This window comes from Allopontixanthobacter sediminis (assembly GCF_009828115.1).
GTDB lineage: Bacteria > Pseudomonadota > Alphaproteobacteria > Sphingomonadales > Sphingomonadaceae > Allopontixanthobacter > Allopontixanthobacter sediminis.
On record NZ_WTYL01000001.1, the window covers coordinates 358,794 to 377,223 of the forward strand.

The following is an 18,430-nucleotide window of genomic DNA, read 5'->3' on the forward strand; positions in this document are numbered from 1 at the left end:
TTCCCGCGTCAGCGGGCGCCGGCGCGTTGAAGTAACGGTTCCACTACCGTCCAGCTGGTCCCGTCCACGCGCGATCCGTTGAGGAAGAATGTCGGCGTGCCGGTGACATTGAATTCGGTCGACTGGTCTTCGGAACGCTGTGCAATCGCCATGACCGATGCGTTGTCTGCCAGGCAGGTCCGCGCCTGGTCGCGGCTGATCCCGCGCGCCGCGAAGAAATCGAACAGGCCGCTCGCTTCGCCGATCGCCGCGAAACGCTGGTCTTCCGGCAAGCTCATGGCGGCTTCCAGTGCGGGCCCGTTGGCCTGCGCCTGCTGCATCACCTGGCTGAGGTTGGACCATACCTGTTCGGCCAGCGGGTGGAAACTTTCGGGCTGTCCGCAGCGCACGAGGCGGGCAAGCACCAGGTCGATCGGGTTGTGGACCTGGTTGCGGATTTCGTAGCTGACGACGCCGCTGTTGATGTATTCTTCGCGGAGCGGTTCGGCCGCGTCGGTGGAGAAGGCGGCACAGGCTCCGCAGGTGAGCGAGGCGTATTCGACCAGTTTGACCGGCGCGTCGGGGTTGCCCATCACATAGCCGTCATATTCGCTGACGGTGGCCGTATCGGCCCAAGATTGCCCCGCAGGTGCCGCGATATCGGCGATTGGCTCGCCCTCGGCGACTTCGCCCTCGGTCGTGGCGCTGTCCCCGCAAGCGGCGAGGCCGAGTGCGAGCGGAGCGGCGAAGGTCAGCAGTGCGCTGCGGCGAAGCGTGGTCATTTCGGTCAATATCCTGATGCTTGACGGAGGAGGTTAGTGGATTTGGCGCGACGGTAGAAGAACGGGCCCGCAGTATCCACAGTTTATGCCCGGTCGCAATCTGGTCACGCTCAGGGGAGGCGGGCCTTGATTTGGGGTTCGAGCAGGCTCCAGCTGTGCGTTCCCGCGAGTTTGACGCCGTTGATCGCGAAGCTTGGCGTGCTGGAAACGAAATATTTCGCTCCGTTTGCTTCCGACGCTTCCGCAAGGCTGGTGGCCTTTACTTCATCCGCAAGGCAGCGATCGATGTCGGTCCGGCGGTATCCGCGCCTTTCCATGATCGGGTAGAACCCCAGGTCCGAGGCAATGGCACGGCGGCGCGAGGCGTTGGTGCCGCTCATCCACCGGTTACGCTGCGCAGCGGTGACCGATTGGGTGATCGGCAGCCATTTCGGCTGGCTCAGCATGAAGGCCTTGTGGTTCTGCGCAAACTTGCCCGGTGCTCCGCAATTGGTCAGCAAAGCGGCGGTCATGTCCACTGGATCGCGGATGATGTGGCGGGTCTCCAGCGTAACCTTGCCCGGTCCGACATAGCCCATTTCGAGCGCGCCGGAATCGTTGCGGGTATAATTCGCGCAGGCCGGGCAGGTGTAGCTGACGAATTCCACCACCGCGACCTTGGCGTCGGGATTGCCGATCCGGTGTCCGCCCTCGGTCACCTGGACCCGGCTGATGAAGCTGGATGGAGCCGCGACAACGGCGCTTGCCGCGATTGCCGCGCAGGCTGCCAGTCCGGCGAACACAGATTTCCTGACCATCAGTTCTTGTTCTCTTTCACTTTGTCCTGCGCCCCGCCCATAGACCGGGCGAGCGATTCCAGCACCTTGCGCAGTTCCGGATCGCCGATATCCCGCAGGCTGTCCCCCAGTTCCATCGGGATTGGCCTGAGCGACGGCGGCGCGCTTGACCGTCTTTCACCAGATGGCGGCTTAACCACGCCTTGCCGGAGCTTTACCCGGCTGACGGCGGCATAACCGAAAAAGCGGTTCACCCGCTCCATGATTTCGGGGATCACATGCTGGATCAACGGCGCATGCGCCGGCAGGACCACCAGTTGCAGGATCCCGTCGGCCTTTTCCCCCGGCGGGAAGCGGATAGCCTCAGGTGCACAGACGCGGGCGTGCGTTTCACCGACGATTTCGGGCCAGCGTGTGACGACGGAGGACTGGACGAAGCCGAACCTCCGAAAAGCCGTGCGCCCGATCTGGGGCATCAGGTCGGCAATCGCCTTGGCCGGCCCGCCGCGCGCTCGCTCGTATGGGCGCACCTTGTTGCCTGCCGGCTTGGCCGGGGCTTTCTTCGGTTTTTGGTTGTCTGATTCCATTGCCCGCAAACCCATGCCATAGGCGCGGCATGACTGCCAGTACCCCCTCCGCCCCGAGTGACATTTCCGAGGCCGTTCCGGCGGCGCTGCTTGGCTGGTATGATTGCCATGCGCGCACCCTGCCGTGGCGGGCAGCCCCCGGTGCGCCCGCGCCCGATCCCTACCGGGTATGGCTGTCCGAAGTGATGCTGCAACAAACCACGGTCGCGGCGGTGAAGCCCTATTTCGAACAGTTCACCGCGCGTTGGCCGGACATCGACGCATTGGCCGCCGCGCCCGAGGCTGACGTCATGGCGGCATGGGCGGGGCTGGGCTATTATTCGCGCGCCCGCAACCTGGTCCGCTGTGCGCGCGAAGTGGCGGCGCTGGGCGGCTTTCCCGCAACCGAAGCGGAACTGCGGAAACTCCCGGGACTTGGTGCCTACACCGCGGCGGCGGTGGCGGCGATTGCCTTCGACCAGCGCGCGGTGGTGGTCGACGCGAATGTCGAGCGAGTCGTCTCGCGGCTGTTCGCGATTGCCGAGCCGCTGCCGGGATCGCGGCGGAAGATCGGCGAATTTGCCGGGAGTATCACTCCGCAGACCCGCGCGGGAGATTTTGCGCAGGCGATGATGGATTTGGGGTCTGGCATCTGCACCACTCGCGAACCGAAGTGCCTGCTGTGTCCCTTGTCCAGTCATTGCGCAGGGCGGGCGAGCGGCAACCCGTCGGCGTTTCCGGTCAAGTCTCCCAAGGCGGTCAAGCCGACCCGTCAGGGCACAGCGTTCTGGATCGAACGGGACGATGCCGTCTGGCTGGTCACGCGGCAGGGTTCCGGAATGTTGGGGGGAATGCGCAGCCTGCCCGATGATGGCTGGGCGGCTGCGGGTGATGGTTCGGGCATGCCGCCGATGCCCGGGCAATGGGAAGCGGCAGGGCTGGTGCGCCACACCTTCAGCCACTTTGCGCTTGAATTGTCCGTCCAGCGCTTACGCAGTGGAGCGCCGGGATCGGCGGCCCACCCGATGGCTGGCGGCGAATGGTGGCCGATCGACCAGCTGGCCGACGCCGGATTGCCGACCCTGTTCGCCAAGGCCGCGCGCTTGGCGCGGCTGTAAGGCTTAAATGATCCCGCCGCCGATCGACAGGCGGATCGCCGCGATCACGATCACCACGAGACAGAAATTCCGGCCCGTGTTGGAACTGGACAGCGCACCGATGCCGGCGCCGACGATGGCGATCGGCAACACGATCCAGTTGCCCCAGCCAAGCAGTGGGATCGCTGACGGGATGGCGAGGAGGAGGGCAACGATACCGATCAGGATCGAGAGAATATTGAGCATGTGTGTTACATAGGTAAAACAGCGCGGGATTGCAAGATGGGCAATTGACCGTTCAGTTCGCTTCGATCATCACGGCGTCAACAGATTGCAAAGAAGGACTGTCTGATGGCCTACAGGGAATTCGAGGATGTTGCCTTTTCGCGCCGGTCGTTGCTGCGCGGCGGGGCATGGCTTGGCGCCGGTGCAGCGTTGGCGGGTCTGCCGATGGGCGCCGCAGCGTTTGCGAAGGACAGTACGGCTTCGGCTACCTGGACCAACGTTGCCGCGATGGTCAACAAATACGCCGGCAGTCCGCTCGCCAACATGGTCGCGTCGATGGGCTGGGGCCAGCAATCTCCCGAAATCATCGCCAAGGGCACCCTGGCGTTGGGCGGTGCCACGTCTGCGGGGATCGACAGCCTGTACCGCATCTATTCCATGACCAAGCCGATTACCGGCATGGCGGCGATGATGCTGATCGACGAAGGCAAGCTCGGGCTGGACCAGCCGCTGGCGGAAATCCTGCCTGCCTATGCGAACATGAAAGTGCAGCGGACGCCGGATGGCTCGATTACCGACACGGTTCCCGCCGATCGCCCGATCACCATTCGCCACTTGCTGACGCACACCGCCGGCCTTGGATATGGCATCATCCAGAAAGGTCCGATCAAGGACGCTTACGAGGAAATGGGTCTTATCCCGGGCCAGGTCAGCCGTATTCCGATCCCCGGCCTTGGCCGCGGGGTTCCGGTCACCAGCCTAGAAGCCTTCGCCGACGGGCTGGCCACTCTGCCGCTGGTCTACCAGCCGGGCACGACGTGGAGTTACTCGGTCTCGCTCGACCTGCTTGGCCGGGTGATCGAAGTCGTTTCGGGTGTTCCCTTCGACGAATATCTGGCGACAAACATCTTCAAGCCCTGCGGCATGACCAGTACGTGGTTCCAGGTACCTGAAAGCGAGATTGGCCGGTTGACTGCCAATTACGGCGTTGTTGGCGGAGCGCTGCTGCCGATCGATCCGGCTAACGCGTCGATCTATACGCTGAAGCCGGCTTTCCCCTTCGGCGGTGCAGGGTTGGTTTCCAGCCCGCGCGATTACGACCGGTTCCTGCGGATGCTGCTTGGGTACGGCAAGATCGACGGCACGCGGGTGATGGGCGAACTGGCGGTCCGGGTCGGGACGTCAAACCTGCTCCCCGAAGTGGTCGATACGGCTGGCACCTTCGCCGACGGAGCCGGTTTCGGCGCTGGCGGCCGCGTGGGGCTCCGCGAGCAGGCGGGGACATACGGTTGGGGCGGGGCGGCTGGAACCGTTGCGCTGGTCAACATGAAGATCGGCCTGCGGGCTTCGTTGTTCACCCAGTACATGCCGTCCGACGCATTTCCGGTGCACGGCGCATTCCCGGTGGCGGTGGTGGCGGATCTCTCGGCAATGCAGGGCTGATGAAGCTGCCCATCGTCGCTTTCGCAGGGTCTCCGCTCGACCGGGCCGACCATATCCGCGCAGATCCCGCCGCCCTTGCCGGGCTGATGGATTGGCGCGCCCGGTTGCTCAAACTCGACGGACTGATGCCGGTTATCGGCGATATGGGCGAACTGGGCTGGGGCACGCTTGCCGACGCGGCGGAGGATGCCGAACTGGTGTTCCTCGGACTGATCGAAGGCAAGGGTTGCTTCGCCGCGGTGCCAAGCGAAGGCGCGTCGGGACCGGCCTATGCCAACCCGGCGATCTGGCAGGCGATGCAACTGCTCGCCCCCGGCGATCTCGCCACATACGGCGTCGCGCGGGCGCTGGTCAATTGGCATGCGCGCCACCGGTTCTGTGCCCGTTGCGGGGCGGGAACCCGGCTCACCAAGGGCGGCTGGCAGCGCGATTGCAGCGCCTGTGACGCGCAGCACTTCCCGCGCACGGACCCGGTCACCATCATGCTGGTGGAGCATTCCGGCCGCCTGCTGCTGGGCCGCCAGCCGCGCTTTCCGCCCAAGGCGTTCTCGGCACTGGCCGGCTTCGTCGAACCCGGCGAGACCATCGAGGAAGCGGTCGCGCGCGAAGTTTTCGAGGAAGCCGGGGTGCGGGTTCGCGATGTCGAATATGTCTCGACCCAGCCGTGGCCGTTCCCGAGCCAGTTGATGATCGGCTGTTATTCGGTGGCGGAGGATGACGCGCTGACCATCGACACCACCGAGTTGGAGGAAGCGCGGTGGTTTTCCCGCGAGGACATCCTATCTGCCATGGCAGCAGGCCGCGACGGCGCGATGATGGATGAACTCATCCCCTTCGCCCCGCCGCCGCCCGTGGCAATCGCCCACCATCTGCTTAAATGGTGGCTGGCGAAGGACTGACGAAAGCGAACTGGAGAAACGGCATGGCGCGCAGACTTACGATCGACATCTGGTCAGACGTCATGTGCCCGTGGTGCCTGGTCGGTTACGGCAAGTTGCAGAAAGGTCTGGCGCTGCTGGACGGCGAGATCGAGGCGGATATCCGCTGGCACGCGTTCGAACTCAATCCTGACATGCCGGCCGAGGGCGAAGAACGCAGCGCCCATATCGCGCGCAAGTACGGCCGCACTCTGGAACAGGCGCGCGGGGTGCAGGACCAGATGCGGACCGCTGCGCAGGACGCCGGGGTGTCGCTCGATTATTCTGGAGATGGCGATCCGCCTCCGGCAATGATGTGGAACACCTTTGACGCCCACAAATTGCTGGTCTGGGCGCTGGAGAGCACCGGACCCGAGGCGCAGAACAGGCTGAAGCTGGCCCTGTTCGACGCGCATTTCGGCCAGCGACGAAACCTTGGCGACCACGACGTACTGGTGGATATCGCCGTCGGCGCGGGCCTCGACCGCGAAGCCGCTGCAGCGGCGCTCGCCAGCAATGAACTTGCCGCGCACGTCCGTGCCGAGGAACAGGCGGCCTATGACATGAATATTACCGGGGTGCCGGCGATGCTGATCGAGGGCAAATATCTCATTCCCGGGGCGCAGGAACCGGAGGTTTACGCGAACGCGCTGCGGCGGGTTGCGGTAAAGGTCGGAGCATAAGTCCCGACTGGCGGAGAAGTCCGTCGCTATTGCGAAGTATTATCATTGACGATGTGCACAGCCGGGTCTAGGCGGCAGTGCGTTGGAACCGTGGGTTCCAGCGTCCATTATCCTGCACGGAGTTTCGGTGACTCGTTCGACGATCAAGGCCTGGTTTCTGGTACACAAGTGGAGCAGCCTGGTCTCGACGCTGTTCCTGCTGATGCTGTGCGTCACCGGCTTGCCACTGATTTTCCATGACGAGATCGACGCGCTGATCGGCCAGGATTACGAAGCTTCGTTGGCTGGTCCGGCCTCGGCGGAAGCGGGCTTGCCGCTCGACGCAATGCTGCAGACCGCACTGGCGCAGCGCCCAGGCGAGGTCCCGCTGTTCATGGCGTTCAGCCAGGACAGCCCGCTGCTGACCGTTACCACCGGCCCGACGCCTGACGCGCCGGGTGACCGGATGACGCTGCTGTTCTTCGATCGCAGCACGGGCGAAGCGCTCGGACCGGCACCGTCGGACGGAGTGATGGATTTCATCCTCCAATTGCACACCGACCTATTTCTCGGCCTTCCCGGCATGCTGTTCCTGGGCGTGATGGGCGCGCTGTTCGTCGTCGCGCTGGTTTCCGGGACGGTGCTGTATGCCCCGTTCATGCGGCGCCTGCCCTTCGGCACGCTGCGGACCCGTCGCAGCCGCCGGGTGAAAGTGCTCGACCAGCACAATCTGCTCGGCATCGTGGCGCTTGGCTGGATGATGGTGGTTGGGGTCACCGGGGTCATCAACGCATTTGCCGATCCGCTGGTGGACAATTGGCGCAGCGGCGAGCTGGCTGAAATGACCGCGCAATACGCGGGCGACGCGCCGGTTGGACTTGCCGATTACGCTTCGCTCGATGCGGCGATGGCGTCTGCGCAATCGGCACTGCCGGGCCGGTCGCCCCAGTTCATCGGTTTTCCCGGCGGCGACTGGAGCACCGGGCACCATTATGCCATTTTCTTTCAGGGCGACCGCCCGCTGACCCAGCATCTGCTGACCCCCGCGCTGGTCGATGCACGCACTTCGGAACTGACCGATGCGCGCGCGATGCCCGCGTTAAACCAGGCGCTGATGCTGTCGAAGCCGCTGCATTTCGGTGACTATGGCGGTCTTCCGCTCAAGCTGATCTGGGCAGTCCTGACCGCCGCCACGATCTGGATCCTGTGGACGGGTGTGATCCTGTGGCTCCGCCGGTCCCCGGCTGCGATCGAACGGCGGATCGACGAGATCGCCACGGGCGCTGCGGCAGGGGCGGCGGCATGAGCGGTGCGGCGATCAAATCCCGGCCGCGCCGCGCCAGCGTCGCCCGAGTACTAGCCGTTCCCGCAGTTCTTCTCGTCGCGAGCATCGCCGGGCTCGTGCTTGGCCTTACCGGCGACGGTTTTCCCGATGGCCTCGCGTGGGGCCTGCTTTCCATACCCATTCTCGCAGCGGTCTACGCTTTTGCGCGTCGCGGCTGATCTTTGCCTTCAAACCACCAAGGACCCGTCATGAAACTTCGCCTCGCCTATCTTCCCGCGTCCGCCATCCTCGCAGCGCTGGCCGTGCCCGCCGCCGCGCAGGACGAGGATGCCGCCACCATCGTGGTGACCGCGCAGCGCGACAACGCGACCGAAATCATCAATGGCGGCGATGCCGGCGTGCTCGGTAACAAGCCCGCCGAAGACCTGCCGTTCTCGATCCGCAGTTTCGACGAGACGCTGATCTACAACCAGCAGCCGCTGACCATCGGCGACGTCCTCGACAACGACCCGACTGTCCGCACCACGTACGGGTTCGGCAACGCCGCGGAGCAATTCGTCATCCGCGGCTTCGCGCTGTTCGGCGACGATGTCGGCGTCAATGGCCTGTATGGCATAGCGCCGCGTCAATTGATCGCCCCCGAATTGTTCGGTGAGGTGCAAGTGCTCAACGGAGCGAGCGCCTTCCTCAACGGCGCGGCGCCGGGCGGTTCGGGCCTTGGCGGCAGTGTGAACCTCAAACTGAAGCGCGCGGCCCCGCAGGACTTGAACCGCGTCACGGTCGGCTTTGTCGGGGACGGCCATCTCGGCGCAAGTTTCGACACTTCGCGACGGTTTGGCAGCGGCGGTGAGTTCGGCGTCCGTATCAACGGTGCCTACCGCGACGGTGAAGTTTCGGTCGACCGCGAGGACCGCCGCACGCAGGTGCTGGGTGCGGCGTTCGATTACGACAGCGGCCCGTTCCGCGCTGCGCTCGATCTTGCCTATCAGGAAGTGCGGGTCGATGCGCTTCGGCCCAAGGTGAACTTCGGCACCGCGATACCCGCGGTGCCCGATGCGGACGCCAATTACGCGCAGGACTACACCTTCACCGAACTGCGGGACATCTTCGGCACCCTGTCCCTCGAATACGATCTGTCTCCCGGCGCGATGCTGTATGCCCGCGCCGGTGCGCGTGATGGCCGGGAGGACGGCATCTACGGGGGTATCACCGTGCTCGACACCGTGACGGGCGATGCCAATGGCAATGCGCTGTTCGTTCCCCGGACCGACAATAACGAGGCCGTCGAAGCGGGCTTCCGGGGCACTTTCGCTACCGGCGGAATATCCCACGAGGTAAACCTCGGCGGCAGCATGAACTGGCAGACCAACCGCAACGCCTATGATTTCCTGTACGGCCCGGGCTTCGCCGGTTTCGCCACCAACCTGTACGACACACCGCAAGTCGCGATCCCGTCCTCCACGCTTGTCGGCGGCGATCTGGACGATCCATTCCCGATTGCCGAATCTCGCCTGTCCAGCCTGTTCGCCTCCGACACCATCGGGTTGTGGGACGAACGGATCCTGCTGACCGGCGGCCTCCGCTACCAGAAAATCCATGTCAACAGTTTCAGCTATTTCGGCGGCGGGCTGGATACCACCTATGACGAGGACCGCTGGACGCCTGCGGTCGGCCTGGTGATAAAGCCGGCCCAGGGCCTGTCGCTCTACGCCAACTACATCGAGGCACTGCAGCAGGGTCCAACGGCGCCAATCGATCCGGCGCTCGCCAATCCGGGCGAAATCCTTGCCCCGCGGGTGTCGGAGCAGTTCGAGATCGGCGGCAAGCTGGCGCTCGGCCCGGTGTTCGCCACGCTGGCGCTGTATCGGATCGAGCGGCCCGGCGAAGGCCTGATCACCGACGGGGGCGAGCAGCGGTTCGGCTATATCGGTGACGAGCGCCATGAAGGCGTGGAGCTGACACTGAATGGCGAGGTTACCCCGGGGCTACGGCTGATTTCCGGTCTCGCCTTCAACAACGCCGAATTCGACAACGGGTCCGATGTGCCCGGCGTGCCGGAGTTCACCTTCAACGCCAACGCCGAATGGGACCTTCCGTTCATCCCGGGTGCCACCCTGACCGGCCGGGTGACCCACACCGGCGAACAGGCCGCAAACGCCGCCAACACACTGACGCTCGAGGATTGGACGGTTGTCGACCTCGGTGCGCGCTATGTGTTTGCGGCGGGGGACAATCCCGTCACCCTGCGCCTGACCGTCGATAATGTGTTCGACGAAGCCTATTGGGCCTCGGCCTTCGATGTCTTCAACCCGGCGTTGCTCCAGGGTGCACCGCACACGGTCAAGGCGTCCGCATCGATCTCGTTCTGAGGGCGCTACGCGTTTAAACCAGTCCCAGCCGGGCGAGCTTGCCCATCAGCTTGCCCGGCAGGACATCACCGATATCCTCGCCCTCCGCCAGGTCGGGCGGCGGGTCGCCCTTCAGATAGCGCCAGCCCTGATGGGCGCGCTTTGGCTTGGGGTGGACGCCGATCAGCTGCGGTGACAGCTCGATCCACCATTTGCCCTCCGGCGTTTTTTCGAAACCGAGGATAGGGCTGCGACCGACGATGGCGTGCTGGTGGATCCAGTACAGCGATCCGCCGATCATCTCTTCCCATTTGAGCGGGCGGTTCTTGGTGGTCAGCCGGGCCACCGGGTCCTGCGCCTCCAGCCATGCGCGGAGCGTGTCCACGCTCTCGCTGCGAAACGCGATCTTGGTCATGTGCAGAGGCATGGCCTATCCCGTCAGGCCAGACGCAACCGCCAGGCCGAGAAACGCGAAGAAGCCCATCGAATCGGTAATCATGGTCACGAAGACCGAACTGGCGACCGCCGGATCCTGTTTCAACCGCTCGAAGATCACCGGCACCAACACGCCCGCGAGGCCGGCAGTGACGATGTTGACCAACACGGCCACCGCGATCACCGCGCCAAGCATCGGGGAGAAGACTATTCCGGTTGCGGCGCCGACCAGCACTGCAATGGTCGCCCCGTTGAGTAATGCGACGCGCATTTCGCGCCACAGCATCCGCCCGGTGTTGGCCCGGGTCAGCTGGTTCATCGCAATCGCCCGGACGGAAACCGCCATCGTCTGCGTGCCGGCGTTGCCGCCGATGCTGGCGACGATCGGCATCAGTACCGCCAGCGCCACCAATTGCTCGATCGCCGCGCCGAACGACGCGATGATCAGGCTGGCGATTAGCGCCGTGCCGAGGTTCGCCACCAGCCAGCGGACGCGCGCGCCATAGGCATCGCGGATCGGTTCGTTGATGTCGCCTTCGCCCGCACCGGACATCAGCAGCGCGTCTTCGCTGGCTTCTTCGGAGATGATGTGGACCACGTCGTCGACGGTCATCTGGCCGACGAGCCGGCCGCTGTCATCTACCACGGCAGCGGAAATCAGCGCGTATTTCTGGAACATCAGCGCGACTTCTTCTTGGTCCATCGTCACCGGGATCAGTGTCTGGTCGCGTTTCATCACATCGGTCAGGGCAATCTGCCGCGGGGTGCGCAGGACCCAGCTGAGCTGGCAGGTGCCGACCGGATGATGCGCGTAATCGACCACGAAAACTTCGAAGAAATCCGTCGCAAGGTCGACATCTTCGCGCAGGTAATCGATCAGATTGCCGACCGTCATATGCTCCGGCACAGCCACAAAGTCGCGGCTCATCAAGCGGCCGGCGGTTTCCTCCGGATAGGCCAGCGCGCTTTCGATGGCGGCACGGTCTTCCGCGTCCAGTTCGGCGAGGACCGCCTGCTGGTCGGCATGGTCGAGATCCTCGATCAGCTGGACCGCGTCATCGGTTTCCAGCTGCCCCGCAATCGACGCGACCGAGCGGGCCGACAGCGATTCCATCATGTCCTCGCGGACGTAATCATTGAGCTCGGCGATCACGTCGCTCGACATCAGGTCGGTTACCGCGCTGGCGAAATCCCGCCGTTCGTCGGGGTCGAACAGTTCGATAAGGTCGGCGATGTCGGCGGGGTGGAGCGGTTCCACCAGATCGTAGACGGTGCTGTAATCTTCATCCGCCAGCGCATCGCGGACGCTGCGGACGTAACTTGGTTTCAGGCGGTTTTCTTCGTCATGACGCTCGTCATCGATGCGGTCGTCCGGGCGCGCGCCTTCGTCCGGCATCGGCGCATCCACCACCAGCAGGTCATCCTGTTCGAGATCGGGGCGCTCATCCTTGGCCATCGCCTCGCTCTAAGGGCGGAGGATTCAATTGCAAGCGCCAGAGTAATCGCAAGCCGCGCGTGACTTCTGCGCTTCACCCCCTATATCGGCCCGGTATTTATTGACGCACTTGCTTGGAGACTTACCAAATGGCCGACCAGACGCTTACTCTTACGCTCGCAACCGAAAATGGCGAAGGCGATGTCGTGATCAAACTCCGTCCCGATGTCGCGCCCGGGCACGTGGAACGGATTACGGAACTGGCGAAGGAAGGCTTCTACGACGGCGTGGTTTTCCACCGCGTGATCCCCGGCTTCATGGCGCAGGGCGGCGATCCGACCGGCACCGGCATGGGCGGTAGCCCGAAGCCCGACCTGAAGGCGGAATTCAACGCGGTGCCGCACGTCCGCGGTGTTTGCTCGATGGCCCGCTCGTCCGCGCCGGACAGCGCCAACAGCCAGTTTTTCATCTGTTTCGATGATGCGCGTTTCCTTGACAACCAGTACACCGCATGGGGCGAAGTGACGAGCGGCATGGAACATGTCGATGCGCTGCCCAAGGGCGAACCGCCGCGCAGCCCGGGCAAGATCGTCAAGGCCGTAGTAGGCTGAACGGGATCCGGGCGGGGGCAGGGCGGTGATCCGCCATTTCGCATTGTTGCTTGGCGTTCTGGCGCTGGGCGGCTGCGTCACGCCTCTGCCCGACCTGAGCCAGTCGCGCAGCCCGTGTCAGACGGAGCCAGGCGGCTGGTGCTCCTTCGTCCGGCAGGCGGCGGCGCAAAGCTATCCCTACGCGATGCTCAGCTCCAACGCCTACCAGGACGAGGACGAATACAAGGTTCTCCCCGCCGGTTTCGCCAAGCGCGAAGAAGAAGGCAATGACGACAGCGGCCTCGCTTACATCGTGGTCGACCGCTTTGCGAAGGAAGCCCGCGTCGGCAAGCCCGTAGCGCGGATAATCGCGTTTCGCGGAACCGAGTTCGGATCGCGGGCGGACCTGTTTTCAGGCAGCCTCGGGGACGGTCAGCGCGACGGCGCCCGCGCAATCTATACGCTTGAACGCGCATTCATGGATGCGAACGGGATGGCGGATGTTCCGATCGAGGTCACCGGGCATTCGCTCGGTGGCGCTCTGGCAACCCAGATCTCGATCGACAATCCTGACGTTAAGGCCTTTGTTTTCAACACGTCGCCGTTGTTCACTGGCGACCCGATGCAAAACTCCGGCAACCGTCTTGCGATTGCGGAGCGAGGCGAGTTTCTTCGGCTGCTGCGCCGGTACCGTGAGCCCGCTGCCGCCAATGTGGTGGTGATCAACTGTTCGCCGACTTCCGATGTCGGCAACAAGCACAGCATCCGCAAGCTGGCCGATTGCCTGACATGGATCGCGGCGTATGACGAACCGGCGGCGTTCGAGGTGCTGGCGTCCAATGCAATCGCCAAGCCGGAAGTCGAATGCGGACCTGCGGAAAAACGCCATCCGGGTGCGAGCAACAACACCTCCGAACCGGGCGCGCCATGCGTTCACCAGGTTCCGCTCAAGGAAAAATAGGGCCCCGGCCTACAGTCCCGCCTGCACCAGCCAGTCGTGGAACTGGCGAACAGGCCGCTCCTCCAGCGCGTTCGGGCGACACACGAACCAGTAGCTGTAGGGGCTTTCGATCTCGACATCGAAAACTTTCCTGAGCCGGTTGTCGGACGCCCGGTGGATGTGGTCATCATGCATGATCGCGATGCCGAGACCTTGCGCAGCAGCCTCGAGGATCAGCTGGCCGGAATCGTAATGGTCGATTGCGGCCGGTTCCAGCTCATCGAGCTTGAGCGCGCGCTTCCACGCTTCGAAACTGTCGGGCAGTTCGTTGTGCAGCAGGAACGTCTGTTTCGACAGCACTTCGATCCCCGGTTCGGGGCCGAGTTCCTTCGCCAGCTTTTCGCTGCAGATTGCGTGGACCATGTTGTGATCGAGGCGCACCGCATGGAGCGCGCTGCCCGGCCGGCGCGACAGGATGATCGCTGCGTCCAGCGTATCACCGACGCGGTCTTCCAGGTGCGGGCCGGTGTCGATATCGATATGGAGCAGGGGATGGATGCTGCGGAGTTCCTGCAATCGCGGGAACAGGCGCTGGCTGCCGAACAGCGGCAGGACGCCCAGATGCAGCCGTAGGAGCGACATGTTTTCCGACTGGCTTTCGACCGCCCGGGCCAGCGCCTCGAGCTGCGGAGCGACCGCCTGGTAGAACGCGTCGCCTTCGATGGTCAGCTGCATCGATTGGCGCGCGCGCGTGAACAGTTTCTTGCCGACGAATTCTTCGAGATTGCCGATCCGGCGCGACAGGGCAGAAGGGCTGAGCCCCAGTTCATCCGCAGCCGCGCGCGAGGATCCGAGCCTGACTGTCCGGACAAACGCTTCCAATGCGCGAAGTGGGGGCAGGCGGCGGACGGGCATTGACACAGAATGTGTTGCCGCGCCGGATTTGTCGAGAGATTCCTCGCAAGTGCGAAAAAAACTGCCGACGCGTTAGTCGTTCTGGTCTTCTTCGCCTGCCGGGGGATGTAATCGCAGCCGCTTTACATGTGTTTCATCGGCGGCGGTTATTTCCATTCGCCAACCACTGGGATGCGTCACTATGGTGCCGACTTGCGGGACTTGTTCGGCGAGCACGAATGCCAGACCGCCCAGAGTGTCGACTGATTCTTCGACTTCCGCGAGGCGCGTGTCGATTATCTGGGCGACATCGTCCAGTTCGGCGCGGGCATCACAGTCCCACATTCCCTCTCCGATCGCGACGATCAGGTCTTCGGGGATATCGTCATGCTCGTCTTCAATGTCGCCGACGATTTCCTCGACCAGGTCTTCGATCGTGATAATCCCGTCGGTGCCGGAAAATTCATCGACCACCACGGCGAGGTGGATACGGCGGCTGCGCATGTCGGCCAGCACGTCGAGCGCGTTGCGGGACTGCGGCACGTACAGCGGCTGGCGCATCAGGATCGTCCAGTCCGCGGGCGGAGGCAATTTCCGGGCGAGGAACGGAAACACGTCCTTGATGTGGATCATCCCGATCACTTCGTCGAGCGTCTCGCGGTAGACCGGGAAGCGCGAGTGACCGTGTTCGGCGAAGGCCTCGACCATCTCTTCCCACGTTGCATGGGCCGGCACGGCGATGATCTCGCCCCGGGGGATTGCCACGTCGTCGGCGTCGTGTTCGCTGAAATGGAGCATGTTGCGCAGCATCTGCCGCTCCACTCCGGAAAGGTCGCCATTCTTCGGCGCCTCTCCATCGGAGGGGTTTTCGTCCTCATGCTCGTCGATCACTTCCTCCAGCTGCGCGCGGAGGGAGCGTTCGCCGTCATCGGCACCAAGCAATTTGCGAAGTGCGAGCCACAGCCCGCCTCTACTGTCCGCGTCTCCGGCGGGGGGATCTAACTCGGGCATGGCCCTGTGTGGTTACTCCTGGGAATCGTTTGGTCCGTCGCAGGGACGGGTTCAATATGGGTCAGAGAGCCCCATAATCGCAAGTGCATTAATTTCCAATCTTTCCATCGCATCGGCTTCATCATCCGAATGGACATGGTCATGGCCAGCCAGGTGCAGCAGTCCGTGGATGATCAGGTGGGCGGCATGGTCGGCGACCGGGATGCCCTTGTCCGCCGCTTCGCGCGAGCATGTTTCGTACGCCAGCGCGAGATCGCCGAGCATCTCGGGTCCGCCGTCCGGCGCCAGCGCGAGCAGTTCCTCCCGCGTCATCATCGGGAAGGACAGCACGTTCGTGGCCGTATCCTTGCTGCGCCATTCGCGGTTGAGGAACTGGACGTCCTGGTCGAGCGTGAACAGCAGGCTGGCGGTAAGCCGCTGGTTGGTGAGTTCCGGTGCCACCTTCTGCGCAGCCTCGACCGCGCGCTCGGCGAGGTCGGGCCAGTCGGTGGATGGCGGCCACCCGTCGATGTCGATGTCGAGGATCATGGCTGCCCCCAAAGAAGCAATATTACGGCATGCATCTTAGGCATCGGGTCCTTCATACGCCTCCACGATCCGGCCCACGATCGGGTGGCGGACCACGTCGGCGCGGGTGAAGCGGGTTACCGCGATGCCTTCGATTCCTTCCAGCTTTTCGACCGCGTCGATCAGACCGGACATCCGGTCACCGCCGGGAATATCCACCTGCCGGGGGTCGCCGCACACCACCATCCGGCTGTTCTGGCCGAAACGGGTAAGGAACATCTTCATCTGCTCGCGCGTGGTGTTCTGCGCTTCGTCGAGGATCACGAAGGCATCGGCCAGAGTACGTCCGCGCATGAAGGCGATCGGCGCGATCTCGATTTCGCCGCTGGCAATGCGCCGCTCGACCTGTTCCGGCGGCATGCAGTCGTACAGCGCGTCGTACAGCGGGCGGAGGTAGGGATCGACCTTGTCTTTCATGTCACCGGGCAGGAAGCCCAGCTTCTCGCCCGCTTCGACGGCAGGGCGTGACAGGATCAGGCGCTGGACGCTGCCGGTGATCAATTGCGAAACGGCCTGCGCCACCGCGACATAGGTCTTGCCGGTGCCCGCTGGGCCGAGAGCGAAAATGATGTCATCCCGCGCCAGTGCGCGCATGTAATCGATCTGGGTGGCGGACCGCGGGACAATGGTCTTCTTGCGCGTGCGGATCATCACCGGCGGCAAATCGGGCGTACCGCGCAGGATGCCTTCCAGCGTCGGCTCGTTGGACATGGCGATCAACGCCTCGATCTCGCCGGAGCCAAGATCCTGGCCCATCGCCAGCCGGTCATACATCTTGTTGAGGATATCGCGCGCGCGGGCGACGGAGTCTTCCGGCCCTTCGATCTGGACCGCGTTGCCGCGTGCCGAGATGAACACCCCAAGCCGGTTCTCGACTTGCACAAGGTTGGCATCGAATTGGCCGAATAGCGGCACCAGCAGCGACTGGTCCTCGAAATTCACATCCACTTTCGCCCGGCGATTTTCGCGCATTGCGACGGGGGATGGCGAAATGGCCGGATGGGCCTTGGCAGGTTTACGAGCCATGTATTCCTTTCATGTCTGATTCGGAATGTAGGCGCGCGTTTGCCAGTAGCAAGCTGGCACGTTGATTATGCCGGTGGAAAGTCACGCATCTGTCACTGAAAATCCTCCCCTGAGGAGGAACCCGGCACCTCAGACCAGTCTGCCGCCGAGTGAGCTGCCCATCGCTTCGAGCAGTTCGACGCGCACCAGGTCGCCGATCTGCGCGTCACCGGTGAAGTGAACGGATTGCAGCCATGGCGATTTGCCGAGCATCTGGCCGGGGTATTTGCCCGTCCGGTCGACCAGCACGTCGCAGGTCTTGCCGACGCTGGCCGCGTTGAACGCCAGCTGGTCGCGGCCGAGTGCGGCTTGCAGGCGTTGCAGCCGCTCGTCCATGACTTCGGTCGCGACTTGCCCGTCCATGTCGGCCGCAGGAGTGCCGGGGCGGGGGGAGTATTTGAAGCTGTAAGCCTGCGCATAGCCGACGGCGTCGACGATCTTCAGCGTGTCCTCGAACTCGGCGTCGGTTTCGCGCGGGAAGCCGACGATGAAGTCGCCCGACAAGGCGAGGTCGGGGCGCGCGGCACGGAACCGGTCGAGCAGCCTCAGATAGCTGTCGGCGGTGTGGCTGCGGTTCATGGCCTTGAGCACCCGGTCGTTGCCGCTCTGCACCGGAAGATGCAGGAAGGGCATCAGCTTCGCCACTTCGCCATGGGCGGCGATCAGCGCATCGTCCATGTCGGCGGGGTGGCTGGTCATGTACCGGATTCGCGAGAGCTCGGGGATCTGCGCCAGCGCGCGGATCAGGCCCGCCATGCCGATGGCGCGGCCCTTGGCGTCTTCGCCGCTCCAGGCGCTGACGTTCTGGCCCAGCAGGGTGATTTCCTTCGCGCCTACTTCGACCAGTTTCTTTGCTTCGTCCACCAGCGCGCTGAAAGGGCGGGATATTTCGGCGCCGCGCGTATAGGGAACCACGCAATAGGTGCAGAATTTGTCGCAGCCTTCCTGGATCGTCAGGAAAGCGCTCGGGGCGCTTTTGCGGCGCGCCGGCAGCGCGGCGAACTTGGCATCGGCGGGCATGTCGGTATCGGTCGTACGAAGCCCCCCGATGGCCCGTTCGAGCATTGCCGGGAGGCGGTGATAGGCTTGCGGGCCGACCACCATGCTCACGGCATCGGACCGCGACATTATTTCCTCGCCTTCGGCCTGGGCGACGCATCCCGCCACGGCGATCAGCGGCGGATTGTCGCTGCGGCCCTTGGTCAGCCGGCCGATGCGGGAATAGACCTTCTCCGACGCCTTTTCGCGGATGTGGCAGGTATTCAGCACCACCAGGTCGGCGTCTTCCCCGTCCGCTGCGGGCGCGATCCCTTCGCGGTCGAGCATTTCCGCCATCCGCTCGCCATCATAGACGTTCATCTGGCAGCCGAAACTTTCGACACGGTAGGTCCTGGGGGAAACAGTCTTGCGCAT

20 protein-coding genes are annotated in these 18,430 nt (G+C 63.9%); 9 read left to right on the forward strand and 11 right to left on the reverse strand.

From position 1 onward, the window contains the following. Window positions 1–8: 8 nt before the first annotated feature. From GRI65_RS01890 to GRI65_RS01900, 3 genes are all read right to left on the reverse strand, one after another. Window positions 9–761 (reverse strand): thioredoxin domain-containing protein, encoded by a 753-nt coding sequence (locus GRI65_RS01890; RefSeq protein ID WP_160754836.1) that lies wholly within the window; start codon window positions 759–761, stop codon window positions 9–11. A gap of 110 nt (window positions 762–871) precedes the next feature. Next, window positions 872–1,558, reverse strand: coding sequence for a DsbA family protein (locus GRI65_RS01895; RefSeq protein ID WP_160754837.1), 687 nt, complete (start codon window positions 1,556–1,558; stop codon window positions 872–874). Next, window positions 1,558–2,124, reverse strand: coding sequence for a DUF721 domain-containing protein (locus GRI65_RS01900; RefSeq protein ID WP_232843886.1), 567 nt, complete (start codon window positions 2,122–2,124; stop codon window positions 1,558–1,560). The genes GRI65_RS01895 and GRI65_RS01900 overlap by 1 nt, the downstream gene beginning before the upstream one ends. A gap of 29 nt (window positions 2,125–2,153) precedes the next feature. Between GRI65_RS01900 and GRI65_RS01905 the strand changes: the two genes are divergently transcribed. Further along, a complete protein-coding gene (locus tag GRI65_RS01905) occupies window positions 2,154–3,221 on the forward strand; it encodes an A/G-specific adenine glycosylase (protein WP_160754839.1) in 1,068 nt (355 codons plus the stop codon). Window positions 3,222–3,224: 3 nt separating this feature from the next. Here GRI65_RS01905 and GRI65_RS01910 read toward each other — a convergent pair whose 3' ends face one another. Then, window positions 3,225–3,446, reverse strand: a complete 222-nt coding sequence (locus tag GRI65_RS01910) for a hypothetical protein (RefSeq protein ID WP_160754840.1) — start codon at window positions 3,444–3,446, stop codon at window positions 3,225–3,227. A 105-nt stretch (window positions 3,447–3,551) separates the two neighbouring features. Between GRI65_RS01910 and GRI65_RS01915 the strand changes: the two genes are divergently transcribed. The 6 genes from GRI65_RS01915 (at window position 3,552) to GRI65_RS01940 (ending at window position 10,101) form a co-directional block, all read left to right on the forward strand. Then, window positions 3,552–4,868 carry a serine hydrolase domain-containing protein gene (locus GRI65_RS01915; RefSeq protein WP_160754841.1) on the forward strand — a complete coding sequence of 439 codons (1,317 nt, stop codon included), beginning with the start codon at window positions 3,552–3,554 and terminating at the stop codon, window positions 4,866–4,868. Then, window positions 4,868–5,767, forward strand: a complete 900-nt coding sequence (nudC, locus tag GRI65_RS01920) for an NAD(+) diphosphatase (protein ID WP_160754842.1) — start codon at window positions 4,868–4,870, stop codon at window positions 5,765–5,767. Before GRI65_RS01915 ends, nudC begins: the two co-directional genes overlap by 1 nt. 23 nt (window positions 5,768–5,790) lie before the next feature. After that, window positions 5,791–6,468, forward strand: a complete 678-nt coding sequence (locus GRI65_RS01925) for a DsbA family oxidoreductase (RefSeq protein WP_160754843.1) — start codon at window positions 5,791–5,793, stop codon at window positions 6,466–6,468. A gap of 127 nt (window positions 6,469–6,595) precedes the next feature. Beyond that, a complete protein-coding gene (locus GRI65_RS01930; protein ID WP_160754844.1) occupies window positions 6,596–7,753 on the forward strand; it encodes a PepSY-associated TM helix domain-containing protein in 1,158 nt (385 codons plus the stop codon). Beyond that, a complete protein-coding gene (locus tag GRI65_RS01935) occupies window positions 7,750–7,950 on the forward strand; it encodes a hypothetical protein (protein WP_160754845.1) in 201 nt (66 codons plus the stop codon). Before GRI65_RS01930 ends, GRI65_RS01935 begins: the two co-directional genes overlap by 4 nt. Before the next feature lie 30 nt (window positions 7,951–7,980). Next, window positions 7,981–10,101 (forward strand): TonB-dependent receptor, encoded by a 2,121-nt coding sequence (locus tag GRI65_RS01940; protein ID WP_160754846.1) that lies wholly within the window; start codon window positions 7,981–7,983, stop codon window positions 10,099–10,101. A gap of 13 nt (window positions 10,102–10,114) precedes the next feature. Here the strand turns inward: GRI65_RS01940 and GRI65_RS01945 are convergent, their stop codons facing one another. Together GRI65_RS01945 and mgtE are read right to left on the reverse strand one after the other, a co-directional pair. Next, a complete protein-coding gene (locus tag GRI65_RS01945) occupies window positions 10,115–10,507 on the reverse strand; it encodes a DUF1489 family protein (RefSeq protein ID WP_160754847.1) in 393 nt (130 codons plus the stop codon). A 3-nt stretch (window positions 10,508–10,510) separates the two neighbouring features. Continuing rightward, a complete protein-coding gene (gene mgtE / locus GRI65_RS01950) occupies window positions 10,511–11,971 on the reverse strand; it encodes a magnesium transporter (RefSeq protein ID WP_160754848.1) in 1,461 nt (486 codons plus the stop codon). Window positions 11,972–12,099: 128 nt separating this feature from the next. On the opposite strand from mgtE, the gene GRI65_RS01955 reads away from it, so the two are divergent. Beyond that, window positions 12,100–12,561, forward strand: coding sequence for a peptidylprolyl isomerase (locus GRI65_RS01955; RefSeq protein WP_160754849.1), 462 nt, complete (start codon window positions 12,100–12,102; stop codon window positions 12,559–12,561). Window positions 12,562–12,586: 25 nt separating this feature from the next. Further along, window positions 12,587–13,501 carry an alpha/beta hydrolase family protein gene (locus GRI65_RS01960; RefSeq protein ID WP_160754850.1) on the forward strand — a complete coding sequence of 305 codons (915 nt, stop codon included), beginning with the start codon at window positions 12,587–12,589 and terminating at the stop codon, window positions 13,499–13,501. A gap of 9 nt (window positions 13,502–13,510) precedes the next feature. Here the strand turns inward: GRI65_RS01960 and GRI65_RS01965 are convergent, their stop codons facing one another. From GRI65_RS01965 to miaB, 5 genes are all read right to left on the reverse strand, one after another. Further along, window positions 13,511–14,395, reverse strand: a complete 885-nt coding sequence (locus tag GRI65_RS01965; protein WP_160754851.1) for a LysR substrate-binding domain-containing protein — start codon at window positions 14,393–14,395, stop codon at window positions 13,511–13,513. Window positions 14,396–14,467: 72 nt separating this feature from the next. Further along, window positions 14,468–15,385 carry a hemolysin family protein gene (locus GRI65_RS01970; protein WP_160754852.1) on the reverse strand — a complete coding sequence of 306 codons (918 nt, stop codon included), beginning with the start codon at window positions 15,383–15,385 and terminating at the stop codon, window positions 14,468–14,470. 51 nt (window positions 15,386–15,436) lie between these two features. After that, window positions 15,437–15,913, reverse strand: coding sequence for an rRNA maturation RNase YbeY (gene ybeY, locus GRI65_RS01975; RefSeq protein ID WP_160754853.1), 477 nt, complete (start codon window positions 15,911–15,913; stop codon window positions 15,437–15,439). Between the two features lie 36 nt (window positions 15,914–15,949). After that, window positions 15,950–16,978 (reverse strand): PhoH family protein, encoded by a 1,029-nt coding sequence (locus tag GRI65_RS01980; RefSeq protein WP_160754854.1) that lies wholly within the window; start codon window positions 16,976–16,978, stop codon window positions 15,950–15,952. A gap of 129 nt (window positions 16,979–17,107) precedes the next feature. Next, entirely contained in the window at window positions 17,108–18,430 is a 1,323-nt protein-coding gene (gene miaB / locus GRI65_RS01985) for a tRNA (N6-isopentenyl adenosine(37)-C2)-methylthiotransferase MiaB (protein ID WP_160754855.1), read from the reverse strand.

What these genes read in the sequence shown, in the direction of transcription:
- mgtE (WP_160754848.1), bottom strand. Translation starts at nt 11,971, where the DNA reads ATGGCCAAGGATGAGCGCCCCGATCTCGAACAGGATGACCTGCTGGTG.
- GRI65_RS01935 (WP_160754845.1), top strand. Translation starts at nt 7,750, where the DNA reads ATGAGCGGTGCGGCGATCAAATCCCGGCCGCGCCGCGCCAGCGTCGCC.
- GRI65_RS01905 (WP_160754839.1), top strand. Translation starts at nt 2,154, where the DNA reads ATGACTGCCAGTACCCCCTCCGCCCCGAGTGACATTTCCGAGGCCGTT.
- GRI65_RS01970 (WP_160754852.1), bottom strand. Translation starts at nt 15,385, where the DNA reads ATGCCCGAGTTAGATCCCCCCGCCGGAGACGCGGACAGTAGAGGCGGG.
- GRI65_RS01945 (WP_160754847.1), bottom strand. Translation starts at nt 10,507, where the DNA reads ATGCCTCTGCACATGACCAAGATCGCGTTTCGCAGCGAGAGCGTGGAC.
- GRI65_RS01900 (WP_232843886.1), bottom strand. Translation starts at nt 2,124, where the DNA reads ATGGAATCAGACAACCAAAAACCGAAGAAAGCCCCGGCCAAGCCGGCA.
- GRI65_RS01895 (WP_160754837.1), bottom strand. Translation starts at nt 1,558, where the DNA reads ATGGTCAGGAAATCTGTGTTCGCCGGACTGGCAGCCTGCGCGGCAATC.
- GRI65_RS01955 (WP_160754849.1), top strand. Translation starts at nt 12,100, where the DNA reads ATGGCCGACCAGACGCTTACTCTTACGCTCGCAACCGAAAATGGCGAA.
- GRI65_RS01910 (WP_160754840.1), bottom strand. Translation starts at nt 3,446, where the DNA reads ATGCTCAATATTCTCTCGATCCTGATCGGTATCGTTGCCCTCCTCCTC.
- GRI65_RS01925 (WP_160754843.1), top strand. Translation starts at nt 5,791, where the DNA reads ATGGCGCGCAGACTTACGATCGACATCTGGTCAGACGTCATGTGCCCG.
- GRI65_RS01940 (WP_160754846.1), top strand. Translation starts at nt 7,981, where the DNA reads ATGAAACTTCGCCTCGCCTATCTTCCCGCGTCCGCCATCCTCGCAGCG.
- GRI65_RS01980 (WP_160754854.1), bottom strand. Translation starts at nt 16,978, where the DNA reads ATGGCTCGTAAACCTGCCAAGGCCCATCCGGCCATTTCGCCATCCCCC.
- GRI65_RS01965 (WP_160754851.1), bottom strand. Translation starts at nt 14,395, where the DNA reads ATGCCCGTCCGCCGCCTGCCCCCACTTCGCGCATTGGAAGCGTTTGTC.
- GRI65_RS01915 (WP_160754841.1), top strand. Translation starts at nt 3,552, where the DNA reads ATGGCCTACAGGGAATTCGAGGATGTTGCCTTTTCGCGCCGGTCGTTG.
- GRI65_RS01890 (WP_160754836.1), bottom strand. Translation starts at nt 761, where the DNA reads ATGACCACGCTTCGCCGCAGCGCACTGCTGACCTTCGCCGCTCCGCTC.
- miaB (WP_160754855.1), bottom strand. Translation starts at nt 18,430, where the DNA reads ATGCGCAAGACTGTTTCCCCCAGGACCTACCGTGTCGAAAGTTTCGGC.
- nudC (WP_160754842.1), top strand. Translation starts at nt 4,868, where the DNA reads ATGAAGCTGCCCATCGTCGCTTTCGCAGGGTCTCCGCTCGACCGGGCC.
- ybeY (WP_160754853.1), bottom strand. Translation starts at nt 15,913, where the DNA reads ATGATCCTCGACATCGACATCGACGGGTGGCCGCCATCCACCGACTGG.